The following is a 12,478-nucleotide window of genomic DNA, read 5'->3' on the forward strand; positions in this document are numbered from 1 at the left end:
CGCCGAGCCCGACTTTTCGCCGGCCGATGGCCGCGAATGCCACCGGCCCTCTCCCAGGTCAGGGAGAGGGCCGGTACGGGGCCTGTGTCGTCAGCCGGCCGGGCGGAGGACCGCGACGCCGCGGGGCGCGAGCCGTACGGTGTCGGCGGCGTCCGTGCCGCTCAAGAGGTCGCTCATCGGGCCGGGAAGGTCGACCGTCACGGGGGTGGTCCGATGGTTCAGGACGATGTAGCACGGCCCGTCATCGGTGACCCGGGCCCGCGCCTGGACGCCCTCCGGCAGCCCCGGCAGGACGGGGCGAGCGCCCGCCTCCTCGCGGATCCGGTCGACGAGGCGGCGCATCGTCACCGGGTCGGGCCGGGTGGCCAGGTACCACGCGGTGCCCCGGCCGTACCGATGGCGGGTGACCGCCGGCCGCCCGGCCGGCTCGCCCGTCGTGAAGTGCTCGACGGCCTCGGCGCCCTCCAGGTGTACGTACTCCGACCAGACGCTGCCGGTGCCCTGGGACAGCTCGATCGTCCCGGACTCCGGCAGCGGCCCGAACTCCTCGACGCGCAGCCCCAGCACCCGCCGGAACGGCCCGGGGTAGCCGCCGAGATGCACCCGGTCGTGCCGGTCGACGATGCCGGAGAAGAACGACATCACCAGCGTGCCGCCGTCCTCGACGTATCGCTCGAGGCCGCGGGCGGCCTCCTCGTCGACCAGGTAGAGGTTGGGGACGACGACGAGCCGGTAGGCGGACAGGTCGGCGTCCGGGCGGACGACGTCGCAGGCGACGCTCGCGTCGTACAGCGGGCCGTGCAGTGCCCAGGCGGCGTCCAGGAACCGCACGTCCGCGCTCGGGTGGGCGTCCTGCTCGAGCGCCCACCAGTTCGGCCAGTCCAGCACGAGCGCGACGTCCGCGCGTGGGGCCCGCGCGCCCGGCAGCGCCGTCGTGGCGGCGAGCTCCTGCCCGAGCTCACGGACCTCCTCGAAGACCCGGCCGGTGGGTCCGCCGTGCGGGACCATCGCCGAGTGGAACTTCTCGGCGCCGCCCCGGGACTGCCGCCACTGGAAGAACATCACCGCGTCCGCCCCGTGCGCGACGGCCTGCCAGCTCCACAGCCGCATGGCGCCCGCGGGCTTGGGGGCGTTGCGGGCGCGCCAGTTGACCGCGCTCGGCGCCTGCTCCATCAGCAGCCAGGGCTGCCCTTCGCGCAGCGAGCGCATGACGTCGTAGGAGAAGGCGACCTTGGCGTCGGCTGCGGCGTCGTACGGGTCGGGGTAGGCGTCGTAGGCGACGACGTCCAGGTGCGGCGCCCACGTCCACAGGTCGGCGGGCCGCAGCGACGGCGGGAAGTTCGTCATCACGGGCACGTCCGGGCTCACCCGCCGCAGGACCTCCTTCTCGATGAGGTAGCAGGCGAGCAGCTCGTCGGAGGAGAACCGCGCGTAGTCGACGGCGTGGGCGGGGTTGGCGAACGGCGCGGGGCTGCGCGGCGGCAGCACCTCGTCGAACGAGGCGTACCGCTGCGACCAGAACGTCGTCGACCAGGCGTCGTTGAGGGCGTCCACCGAGCCGTACCGCTCCCGCAGCCAGCGCCGGAACGCGTCGGCGGAGACGTCGCAGTAGCAGGGGGCGACGTTGCCGTACTCGTTGCCGACGTGCCACAGCGCCAGAGCGGGGTGGCCGGTGTAGCGGGTCGCGACCCGCTCGGCCAGACCCGCGGCGTGCTCGCGGTAGACCGGGCTCGACGGGCAGTAGTGCTGCCGCCCGCCCGGCCACATCCGCGTGCCGTCGGCGCCGATCGGCAGGATCTCGGGGTGCCGCGCGGTGAGCCAGGGCGGCGGGGAGGCCGTCATCGTGGCCAGGCACGCGGCGACGCCGCCGTCGGCGAGCAGGTCCATCACGCGGTCCAGCCAGCCGAAGTCGTACGCCCCCGGCTCGGGCTCCACGGTGGCCCAGGAGAAGATCCCGACGCTGATCAGCGAGACGCCGGCCTCCTTCATCAGCCGGAGGTCCTCGTCCCAGACGTGCTCGGGCCACTGCTCGGGGTTGTAGTCACCGCCGTACGCGATGCGCCCCAGGCGGTCCCGGAGGCCGTCGATCCTGTTCACGTTCCCGCTGCTTCCTTGTCGTGGTTCCGATCCAGGCGTCCGGCCGCCCTCTGGCTGCGTGACATGGGACGTCCTAGCCGGACATAGGACGTCCCACGTCCGTCGTAACATAACCGCAAGCCGAAAAAGGGGTCAAGAGGCCCGGCCGTTACCTCGGGCCGCTACCGATGCGCGGGAGGCCTGACCGGTCGTCAGGCCGCGATCGGCGCCGACCAGGTCAGCCGCGGTCGGACTCGTCGGCGGGCCGGTCGCGGCGGGCGGCCTTCTCCACTCGGGTGTCGATGTTGCGGAAGTGCTTGCTCAGCGCCTGCTCGGCCGCTTCGACGTCGCGCCGCCGCAGCGCGGTGACGATCGCGCGGTGCCGCCGGACGGTGCCGATGGGGGAAGGGTCGTGGTTCCAGCCGCGGATGCCCGACACGCGGTCGAAGACCTTCCAGAACACCTCGAGGAACTGCGGGACGAGGGCGTTGCCGAGCGAGCGGTACAGCAGCTCGTGGAACTGCCGGTCCTCTTCCGCGAAGGTCTCACCGGCCTTTGCCCGCGTCTCCATCCGGCGGACGACGGCGTCCAGCGCGGCGAGGTCCTCTTCGGGGATGGTGGTGGCGACGCGCCTGATCAGTCCGGCCTCAAGGATCTCCCGGACCTGGAGGATCTCGCTCAGCGCGCGGACGTCGCTGCCCAGCTCGTGCAGCGTGCGGAAGGTCAGGCCGTCGGCGAGAGGAGTGAGCGACAGCTGCCCGACGTACGTGCCGTAGCCGTGGCGGACCTCGACGATGTCGAGCGCCTGCAGGCCCTTCAGCGCCTCGCGGACGGAGTTGCGGCTGACGCCGAGGTCCTCCATCAGCTCCGTCTCGGTCGGCAGAGGGTCGCCGGACCGCAGGTGCCGGTCGAGGATCAGCTGCATGATCTCATGCTGGACCTGTCCACCGACCCGCCGCGCAAGGCCGCGCGGGGCCTGCCTGTCCGTCACTCGCACCTCCCGGCAACGCGCGGGATCATAAGCTCCCACCCTACGTCCGGATGTGCCCGTCGCCGCGCCTTCCGAGCATCGTACGCGTCCTGTCGTCGTTACATCCCACGTCCGACGTTTCCGGCCGCAGAGCCGCGGAAGGCGGCGGCATGGCCGGCGACCCACTCGGCGTAGGTCCGGGCGGGACGGCCGAGGATCTTCTCCACCTCGTCGGTGACGACCTCGGCCGGTCCGGAGCCCCGGGCGTACCGGGCCATCAGCGCCTCGACGAAGGGCTTCGGGAGGCCGCGCTCGGACAGGCTCCGCGCGAACGCCTCCGCCGGGACCTCTTCGTAGCGCAGTGGCCTGCCGATCACCTCGCCGATGATGGTCACGAGCTGCTCATGGGACAGCGACCGCGGGCCGGTGAGCCGTAGCCTCCGGCCCGCCAGGCCACCGTCCAGCAGCGCTCGGGCGCCGACCTCCGCGACGTCCCGTTCGTGGATGAGCGGCTCGGCGAAGCCCGCGTACGGGCCTCGTACGACGTCACCCGCGCGGATCTGAGGGGCCCAGGTGCGGAGCGTGTTGACGGCGAAGGAGGCAGGCCGCAGGCTGACCCACTCCAGTCCGCTCGCGACAGCGGCGTCCTCGGCCTCCTTGTTCCGGTCCCCCTGGAAGCGCGACGGCTGCTCGGCCGGGGCGTCGTCGACGTTGATGGCCGAGAGCGCCACCACCCGTTCGACGCCGCGCTCCCGGGCGAGCGCCAGCAGGTCGCCGGCGGCCTGTCCGGCGGCGCGCGGGTGCAGGAAGACGGCGGTGACGCCGTCCAGGAACGCGGCGATCGTGTCGGGCCGCGACGGGTCGCCGGTGACGACCTCGACGCCGGCGGGGAGGCCGGTGGTCTCCGGATCGCGGGTGACGGCGCGCACCCTGGCGCCCTCGCCGGCGAGCAGCTCGAGCAGGGGACGTCCGATGGTGCCGGTCGCTCCGGTTACCAGAATCATGATCAAGGCCTTTCTGCGAGAGGTCAGGCCGTCGCCGCGTTCCACCGTGGTGTGCGGGCGTAGGCCGGCCGCCACCTCGCCCGGTAGAGCAGCCGGGCGGGCATGGGCAGTTCGCCGAGCACCCGCCGGGTGAGGTCGGCCGGCGCGTCGTCGAGCAACCAGGGGAGGAACTCGGCCGCGCCTTTCAGACCCTGCCGCTTCCTGATCGCGGCGCCGAACGCCTGCCAGCCCTCGGCCCCCAGGTACGTCTCGACGAGCGGCAGGGCCTCGGTCTCCTCATGCTCCATGTGCGCGGCCAGCGTCGAGGCGAGTTCGTCGGCGGCCACCGGGTCGCCGGCGGCGAGCGCGGCGTCGACCTGGGAGAGCAGCGGATCGATGAGGGCGTGCTCGGCCTCCATCGCGTCCAGCAGCTCCACCTCGGTGAGCCGGCGCACCCGCGCGCGCAGCGGCGGCCAGAGCGCCTCGTCCTCGACGGTGTGGTGGATGTGCAGCTGGTGCTTGAAGGTCTCCCACCCGGTGCGCACCGCCGGGTCACCGGCTCGGCCGGTCCGGATCGCCGTGGACAGACGGCGCAGGTCGCGGTTGAACGCGTCGTGGCCGGCGTACATGAAGGTGAAGTCGACCTCGCCTTGCCGCGGGCGTCGACGCCCGGTGTCGTTACTGGTCATCGGAGCTCCCTGTGCTCGTTCGCGGGGGTCGCCCGGCCGCGGCGTGCCCACGCCGCGGCCGTGCTTCCGGCGTATGCCGGGCGCGGCTTCCCGACGACCAACATACATGAATTTCATATCATATGAAACTCATAATTCTGGCCGTCGAGGAGGACGGGCGTGAGGCCGTTCGTGAGCGGCGGTATCCGCGCCGAACATGCCGGGAGGCCGGGAGGCATCGCCTCCCGGCCTCCCGGCCGAGTCGTCTTACAGGGTGGCGGTGAGCAGGCTCACGGCCGACTCCTGGCGGGCGATGCTCGCCTGGTCGAACGGCCCGGCCCAGTGCAGCCCGTACTGTTCCGAGCCGTTCCGGTCGTGGTCGTACGCCGACCGGGCCTGGATGAGTAGGTAGCCGCGGTAGGGGTGGGCGGGCGTGACCTTGTCGAGTTCGGCGAGGTTGCGGGCGAAGACGCCCTTGAACGCGGACTGGTCGGAGTTGCAGGTGCCGGCCGGCTCGCAGGGCTCCGTCAGGATGCCGCCCGGGGACAGGTCGGGGCTGGCGATGACGGCGTGGGCGATCTGACCGGCGGTGGTGAGCAGGTTCGCGTCATGGGTGGCGCGGTACAGCTCGGTGAGACCGCCGAGGACGACGCCCTGGTTGTACGTCCAGGTGGTGCCGCCGTTACTGGCGCAGCTCCCGCTCTGCGTCTGCAGGCCGTCGTTGACCAGGTGCCCGCTGTTGATCATTCCGGTCTGGGCGAACCAGCGCCATTCCTGGAGCGCGTGGGACAGGTAGGTCCGGTCGCCGGGGATGCGGTTGTGCAGGGACGCGGTGAGCTGGAGGTACAGCTCGTTGCTGATGGCGTTCTTGTAGGTCTTGCCGGGCAGGTCCCACCAGATGCCGCCGTCGCAGGTCCCGTCCCAGTACTGGCGCATGTACGCCTCATCGGTCTTGGCGATGTCGAGGTACCGCCGGTCGTGGGTGAGGTCGTACAGGCGGACCATGGCCAGCGCCCACCAGCCGGTGTCGTCGGTGGAGTCCGCGCGGAACTCCCCGCCGCCCTGAGGCCACCAGGGCAGGGGCTTGCGCTGGAGTTCGACGGTGTTCAGCACCTGCGGCATGTACTGCGTCGAGCGCGTCTTCACCATGTAGTCGAGAAGCGCCTGCAGCGCGTTGCCCGACTGCCACCACGGCGCGTCGGAGTCCCAGCGGCCGGTGGACTCGTCGTAGAAGCCCATCATCGCGGACACGGCCGCGGTGGCCCGGGAGCGCGCCGTCGACGCTCCGTCCGTCGAGGCCCGGGCGGGCAGGGTCACGGTCAGCGCCATGACGACGGCCGCCACGAGGCAGATCAGACCCCTGCTCGCGTTACGCCTGCGTTCGGTCATCTTTCACTCTCCAAGGGAGGGGGCCGGGCCCACCGGCCTGCGCAGCCGCAGGGTGAGCACCTGGAAAGGGCGGAGCGTGAGCGGAATCGCGCCGTCCTCGGCGGCCGTGACCGAGCCGGGCAGCGGCCGCTCCAGCAGGTCGGTGACCGCCACGCCGCCGACCGGGAACGACGCGCGCAGGTGAGTGCTCGCCCGGCCGCCCAGCGACTCGTACAGCCGGACGACCACGTCGCCGGACCGGTCGTCGGCGAGCTTGACCGCCTCGACCACGACGGCGTCGCCATCGACCCGCACGAGCGGCGCCGGGGGAGCGCCGGCGCCGGGGGCAGCGCGCAGCGGCAGGTTGAGGGCGTACCCGCCGCTCACGGCGTCGGCCACGCTCGCGCCGGGCAGCAGCGTGTACGTCATCCGGTGCCGTCCCTGGTCGGCCTCGGGGTCGGGGCAGCGCGGCGCGCGGACGAGGCTGAGCCGGGCGGTCGTGGTCGTGCCGCCGTCGGACCGGGTGGCGCGGGTGACGTCATGTCCGTACGTGGAGTCGTTCAACAGCGCGACGCCGTAGCCGGGTTCGGCGACGTGGAGCCAGCGGTGCCCGGAGACCTCGAAGCGGGCGGCGTCCCAGCTGGTGTTGGTGTGCGTGGGCCGGAACACGTGCCCGAACTGGATCTCGGCGGCGGAGCGGTCCGCGTGCACGTCGAGCGGGAACGCCGCCTTGAGGATCTTCTCCCGCTCGTGCCAGTCGATCTCGGTGTCGATCCGCACGCCGGGGCTGCCCGCGGTGACGGTGACGGTCTGCGTCACCGCCGACGCGCCGAAGGTCCGCGTGACCCGTACGGCGGCGACCAGCGGTCCCCGCTCCACGACGACGACGGCGTCCGCGCCGGTCAGGTCGGTGTGCCGCCGCCGGTAGTGGCGGTCGATGTCCCAGGCGTCCCAGTGGTTCGGCAGGTCGGTGTGCAGTTGCAGCAGGTTGCCGCGGGCGCCGGGAGCGAGCACCTCGCGATCGGCCGCGAGGTCGTACACCGAGGCGAGCAGACCGTCCTCGTCGATCGCCACCCTGATCAGGCCGTTGTCGAGCACGTGCCCGCCGTCGGCTGCGGACACCGTGACCGGCGCGGGCGCCGATTCGGCGCCGAGCCGCGCGATGCCCGAGGCCGGGACCGCGGTGAAGACGGCCGCCGACCCGTCGGCCAGGACCTGCGCCTCCTGATCGGTGGCGAGGGCGGCCGGGACGGTCACCACTTCGGCACGGTCGCGCGGGCTCGTGTTGAACACCCATCCGCCCGGCTCATCCCCGGCCACAGCGGTCACGGCGTCCTCGATGACCGCTTCGAGGTCGGCGCGGACCCGCGCGTACGTGGCCTCCGCCTCGCGGTGCACCCAGGCGATCGAGCTGCCCGGCAGGATGTCGTGGAACTGGTTCAGCAGCACGATCTTCCACAGCCGGTCGAGCTCGTCGTACGGGTAGGGCGATCCGGCGACGATCGCGGCGGTCGCCGACCACAGCTCCGCCTCCCGGAGCAGGTGCTCGCTGCGCCGGTTGCCGGCCTTGGTCCGGGCCTGGCTGGTGTACGTGGCGCGGTGCAGTTCCAAGTACAGCTCGCCGGACCAGACCGGCGCGTCGGGGTACTCGGCGCGGGCGGCGGCGAAGAAGTCGTTCGGGTCCTCGATCACGACCTTCGGGGAGCCTTCGAGGTCGCGCAGCCGCCGGGCCTTCTCCAGCATCTCCCGGGTCGGGCCGCCCCCGCCGTCGCCGTGCCCGAACGGCAGCAGCGACCGCGTGCCGCCGCCCTTGTCGGCGTAGTTGCGCACGGCGTGCGCCAGCTCCTTGGCCTCGAACGTGCCGTTGTAGGTGTCGGCGGGCGGGAAGTGCGTGAAGATCCGCGTGCCGTCGATGCCCTCCCACCAGAACGTGTGGTGCGGGAACTTGTTGGTCTGGTTCCAGGAGATCTTCTGGGTGAGGAACCACTCGTTGCCGGCGAGCACGGACAGCTGCGGGTACGCCGCGGTGTAGCCGAACGAGTCGGGCAGCCACACGCCCCGGGTCTCCACCCCGAACTCCTCGAGGAAGAACCGCTTGCCGTGGATGAGCTGGCGGGCCAGGGCCTCACCGCCGGGCAGGTTGCCGTCGGCCTCGACCCACATGCCGCCGACCGGCACCCACTGACCGGCCTTGATCGCCTCCCGGATCCGTTGGAAGACCTCAGGGTGGTGCTCCTTGACCCAGGCGTACTGCTGGGCCTGGGAGCAGGAGAACACGAACTCCGGGTAGTCACGCGCCAGCGCGGTGACGTTGGCGAAGGTCCGGCCGGTCTTGCGCCGGGTCTCCCGGATCGGCCACAACCACGCGCTGTCGATGTGCGCGTGCCCGGTCCCCGAGACGGTGTGCGCGCTCGCGTGCGCGGGCTTGGCCAGCGCGTCCGCCAGGTGGGTACGGGCGCGGGCCGCCGTGCCGGCGACGTCGTGGATGTCGAGCTCGTCCAGCATCCGCTCGAGGGCGCGCAGGATCTCGTGGCGGCGCGGGTCGTCGGTGGACAGTTCGCGCATGAGCCCGGCCAGGACCTCGGTGTCGAGGCGCAGGTGCCAGACGTCCTCGTCGAGGACGGCCAGGTCGGCGGCGGCGAACCGGTAGAGCGGGTCGGTCCCGGCGGTGGCCTTGTCGCCCAGCGGCGTGGGCGTGAAGCCGTTCGCCAGGATGTCGGGGTTGGCGGCCATCTCCAGCAGGAGACCGGCCTGCTCGCCGCCGGACGCCGGGGCGGCGACCGGGACGTACTGGTTCATCGGCTCGAGACCCTTGATCGGCCGGCCCGTCAGGTCGTAGACCAGCGCCTCGGCCTGGTTGCCGGGCCAGTCGCCGACGAAGCCGAGGTCGAACACCGCCTCCACGCGGCGCCCGGCCCACTCGGCCGGCACGGTGCCGGTGGCGCGCAGCCAGCTGGTGGACCAGGGCCGGCCCCACCGGGTGCCGGCCTGGAACGAGGTGTACGTCGCGGTGAGGGCCTCGGCGACCGGCACCGGCTCGTCCGGGACGTGCCAGATCTCCAGCGTCAGCGGCAGCCGGGCGGCGTACGTGGCGGGGGCGATGCGTTCGCGGAGGACGCGGTCGATCCGGTCTTCGACCTGCCGGCGGTCGTCGTGCATCAGCGGGCTCCCGTCGAGCGCAGGTAGGCGAGTTGCGGGAAGTGGTCTTCGTAACGTTCCAGGAGGCGGCGGGCGACGGCGACGGAGTCGACGAGCGGGTGGGTCGCCAGGGCGCGCAGCGCGGCCGAGCGGGACCCGGTGGTCGCGGCCTCGAGCATCGCGCGTTCGACGGCCTTCACCGAGGTGACCAGGCCGAGCTGGTGGTCGGCGAGGGGCGCGCAGGCGATGGGGCGGGCGCCGTTGGCGTCGACGAGGCAGGGCACCTCGACGACGGCGTCGTCGTCGAGGCCGGGCAGGGCCCCGCGACCGCGGACGTTGAGGATGAGCGTGGTGCGCTCGTCCTGCGCGATGGCGCGCATCAGTGCGAGCGCGACGTTCTCGTACCCACCGGACTCCAGGTCGCACGACTCGCGTTCGCCCGCGCCGGCGGCCTCGCGGTTCTCCGCCATGTAGGTCGTCTCGCGGGCCATCCGCGTGGTCTCCCAGGACTCCAGCGCGGACCCGGGGGTGTCCGCGGTGCGGGCGTAGAAGTCGCGCTGCTGGTGCAGGACGAGGGCGCCCCGGGTCCTGGGCGCCTCGCGGGCCGCGGCGACCGCGTCGCGGTCGAAGTAGTAATAGTGCAGGTACTCGTTGGGGACGGCGCCGATGGCGCGCAGCCACTCGCCGCCGAACAGTCGGCCCTCCTCGAAGGAGGCCAACGCGGCGTCGTCGGCCAGGAGGCTCGGGAGCACGTCGCGGCCGTCGACGCGGACCGCGCGCAGCCAGCCGAGGTGGTTCAGGCCCGCGTAGTCGAACCAGACGCTCTCCGACTCGACGCCGAGCGCGGCGGCGACCCGGCGGCCGAGGCCGACCGGGGAGTCGCAGATGCCGATGACGCGGTCGCCGAGGTGGCGGGACATCGCCTCGGTGACCGTGCCGGCCGGGTTGGTGAAGTTGATGACCCAGGCGTCCGGGGCGCGCTCGGCGACGCGGCGGGCGATGTCGACCGCGACCGGGATGGTGCGCAGGCCGTACGCGATGCCGCCCGCGCCGACGGTCTCCTGGCCGAGCACGCCCTCCTCGAGCGCCAGCCGCTCGTCGGTGGCCCGGCCCGGGAGCCCGCCGACCCGGATCGCGGAGAACACGAAGTCCGCGCCGGTCAGGGCCTCGTCGAGGTCGGTGGTGACGGTGACGCGCGGCGGGTCGGAGAAGCCGGCGGCCTGCTCGGCGAGGACCTGACGGATCACGCCCGTACGGGCGGGGTCGAGGTCGTACAGGACGACGTCGGTGACGCGCCCCTTGCCCTCGTCGGCCAGCAGTGCCCGGTACACCAGCGGCACGCGGAACCCGCCACCGCCGAGAATGGTCAATCTCATACCTCGATCACCTCAACGCCGGATTCGCGCAGGACTGCGGCCGTCGCCGGATCGGCGGGGGCGTTCGTCACCACGATGTCGAGATCTGCGGGGCCGCAGACCTTGGCCATGCCCTTGCCGGGGAACTTGCCGACGTCGGCGACCAGGATGACCTGGTCGCTCACCGCGAGCATGGCGCGTTTCACGGGGACCTCGATCACGGTGGTGTCCATGACGTGACCGGTCGGGCGTACGCCGCTGGCGCCCAGGATGAGCCGGTCGGCATGGAGCTGCCGGATGTTGTCCTCGGTCATGAATCCCACCAGTGACCGGTACTCCCGCCGGAGCATTCCGCCGAGCAGCATCAGCTGGATGTCCGGTTCGTCCTCCAGCTCCTCGGCGACGGCGAGGCTGCTGGTGACGACGGTGAGAGACCGGCCGCGCAGCTGGCGGGCGACACGGTGCGCGGTAGTGCCGATGTCGATCAGGACGGTCTCATCGTCTTTGATCAGTTCTGCGCAGCGTTTCGCGATCTTGTCCTTCTCCGCGGCGTGCACGGCGGCCACGTCGAGGAACGGATCGTCGCGGTCATCGGTGGGTACCGCGCCGCCATAGACACGCCGCAGCAAGCCGTCCTCGTCCAGTTGGACCAGGTCACGGCGGATGGTGGCCTGGCTGGTGTCCAGCCGGGCGGCGAGATCCTCGACGGTGGCGGCGCCGTCTGTGCGCAGGATGCGCAGGATCAGCTCGTGCCGTTGATCCCTAAGCATGGGAGCACTCTAGACCCAAGTCGCGCAAAGATGAAAATTTTCATTCAAACTCTTGCGCGGTTGTGCGCAGTTCGCCACGATGCTGCGTATTCGTAACCCCCACCCCCTACCTCAAGGTCATTTCGATGGGCGATTCCGGCGTTGCGCGAACGGATCGTGACGGGCGAACGAGCACCGCTCTCCCCGTGGACGATGTCGACGTCTTCGTCTCCGGGCTGCTGTTCCACGACCTGGTGCTGACCGGCCTGGACCGGCCGCCCAAGCCGGGCACGGAGACGTGGACCACCGGCATGGGCGCGGGTCCCGGCGGCATCGCCAACTTCGCGGTCACGCTCGCTCGTCTCGGCGTGCGCGTCGGGATGGCGGCGGCGTTCGGCGACGACCGGCACGGCCGGGACTGCTGGGAGACCCTCGACGCCGAAGGGGTCGACCTGTCCTGGTCCCGCCGCTTCGCCGACTGGGCCACGCCCGTGACGGTCTCGCTCGCCTACGACGGCGATCGCGCCCTCGTCAGCCACGGCACGACACCGCCGGACCTGCCGGTCGCCCCGCCGCCGGCCCGCGCGACCGTGCTGCACGTCGGGCCCGAGCCGGTTCCCTGGCTCGACGGCGCCGACCTGGGCCTGATCTTCGCCGACCTCGGCTGGGACCCGTCCGGGCAGTGGGCCCCGGACGTCCTCGCCCGGCTCGCCCGCTTCCACGCCTTCCTGCCCAACGAATGGGAGGCGATGGCCTACACCCGCACCGACAGCGCGGAGGCCGCCGTCGCGCGGCTGGCCGAGTTCGTCCCGCTCGCCGTCGTCACCCGTGGCGCCGACGGCGTGATCGCCATCGACGGGTCCACCGGCGAGACCGCGTCGGTGACCGGGCTTTCTGTCGACGCGGTCGACCCGACCGGGGCGGGCGACGTGTTCGGCGCGAGCCTCGTCGCCGCCACGCTCGCCGGCTGGCCGCTCGCCGACCGGCTGCGCTTCGCCAACCTGTCCGCCGCGCTGTCGCTTCAGCGGCCCGGCGGATCCCTGTCCGCACCCGGCTGGACGGGCATCGCCGCCTGGTGGCGCTCCGCCCGCTCCGCGGCCGACGACCCAAAGATCCTCCGCGACTACGCGTTCCTCTCCGACGTCATCCCACCCCTCGAAGGGCCATGAAG

At 72.3% G+C, this 12,478-nt stretch carries 9 protein-coding genes; 1 reads left to right on the forward strand and 8 read right to left on the reverse strand.

Annotated elements, in window-relative coordinates:
• Positions 1 to 90 precede the first annotated feature (90 nt).
• The 8 genes from ACYVF7_RS27350 to ACYVF7_RS27385 all read right to left on the reverse strand — a co-directional run bounded on the left by ACYVF7_RS27350 (position 91) and on the right by ACYVF7_RS27385 (position 11,328).
• Positions 91 to 2,097, reverse strand: coding sequence for a beta-galactosidase (locus ACYVF7_RS27350; protein WP_460346385.1), 2,007 nt, complete (start codon positions 2,095 to 2,097; stop codon positions 91 to 93).
• Between the two features lie 217 nt (positions 2,098 to 2,314).
• Positions 2,315 to 3,067: a FadR/GntR family transcriptional regulator gene (locus tag ACYVF7_RS27355; RefSeq protein WP_460346387.1), complete on the reverse strand. Its 753-nt coding sequence runs from the start codon at positions 3,065 to 3,067 to the stop codon at positions 2,315 to 2,317.
• A 98-nt stretch (positions 3,068 to 3,165) separates the two neighbouring features.
• Positions 3,166 to 4,050 (reverse strand): NAD(P)H-binding protein, encoded by an 885-nt coding sequence (locus ACYVF7_RS27360; protein ID WP_460346389.1) that lies wholly within the window; start codon positions 4,048 to 4,050, stop codon positions 3,166 to 3,168.
• A gap of 23 nt (positions 4,051 to 4,073) precedes the next feature.
• On the reverse strand, positions 4,074 to 4,718 hold the full coding sequence (locus tag ACYVF7_RS27365; RefSeq protein WP_460346391.1) for a hemerythrin domain-containing protein: 645 nt from the start codon (positions 4,716 to 4,718) through the stop codon (positions 4,074 to 4,076).
• A 246-nt stretch (positions 4,719 to 4,964) separates the two neighbouring features.
• Positions 4,965 to 6,086 (reverse strand): glycoside hydrolase family 76 protein, encoded by a 1,122-nt coding sequence (locus ACYVF7_RS27370; RefSeq protein ID WP_460346393.1) that lies wholly within the window; start codon positions 6,084 to 6,086, stop codon positions 4,965 to 4,967.
• A 3-nt stretch (positions 6,087 to 6,089) separates the two neighbouring features.
• On the reverse strand, positions 6,090 to 9,224 hold the full coding sequence (locus ACYVF7_RS27375) for an alpha-mannosidase (RefSeq protein WP_460346395.1): 3,135 nt from the start codon (positions 9,222 to 9,224) through the stop codon (positions 6,090 to 6,092).
• The gene (locus ACYVF7_RS27380) at positions 9,224 to 10,579 is read right to left on the reverse strand and encodes a 6-phospho-beta-glucosidase (protein WP_460346397.1); all 1,356 of its coding nucleotides are present in this window, start codon (positions 10,577 to 10,579) and stop codon (positions 9,224 to 9,226) included. The genes ACYVF7_RS27375 and ACYVF7_RS27380 overlap by 1 nt, the downstream gene beginning before the upstream one ends.
• A complete protein-coding gene (locus ACYVF7_RS27385) occupies positions 10,576 to 11,328 on the reverse strand; it encodes a DeoR/GlpR family DNA-binding transcription regulator (protein ID WP_460346399.1) in 753 nt (250 codons plus the stop codon). Before ACYVF7_RS27385 ends, ACYVF7_RS27380 begins: the two co-directional genes overlap by 4 nt.
• 185 nt (positions 11,329 to 11,513) lie before the next feature.
• Here ACYVF7_RS27385 and ACYVF7_RS27390 point away from each other — a divergent pair, with 185 nt between their 5' ends.
• A complete protein-coding gene (locus ACYVF7_RS27390; RefSeq protein WP_460346401.1) occupies positions 11,514 to 12,476 on the forward strand; it encodes a PfkB family carbohydrate kinase in 963 nt (320 codons plus the stop codon).
• The last annotated feature ends 2 nt before the right edge of the window (positions 12,477 to 12,478 follow it).

The organism is Actinoallomurus acanthiterrae (assembly GCF_054775715.1).

Bases quoted from the DNA above. Each gene is read 5' to 3' on its own strand.
- ACYVF7_RS27370 (WP_460346393.1), bottom strand. From the start codon at position 6,086: ATGACCGAACGCAGGCGTAACGCGAGCAGGGGTCTGATCTGCCTCGTG.
- ACYVF7_RS27375 (WP_460346395.1), bottom strand. From the start codon at position 9,224: ATGCACGACGACCGCCGGCAGGTCGAAGACCGGATCGACCGCGTCCTC.
- ACYVF7_RS27385 (WP_460346399.1), bottom strand. From the start codon at position 11,328: ATGCTTAGGGATCAACGGCACGAGCTGATCCTGCGCATCCTGCGCACA.
- ACYVF7_RS27365 (WP_460346391.1), bottom strand. From the start codon at position 4,718: ATGACCAGTAACGACACCGGGCGTCGACGCCCGCGGCAAGGCGAGGTC.
- ACYVF7_RS27360 (WP_460346389.1), bottom strand. From the start codon at position 4,050: ATGATTCTGGTAACCGGAGCGACCGGCACCATCGGACGTCCCCTGCTC.
- ACYVF7_RS27380 (WP_460346397.1), bottom strand. From the start codon at position 10,579: ATGAGATTGACCATTCTCGGCGGTGGCGGGTTCCGCGTGCCGCTGGTG.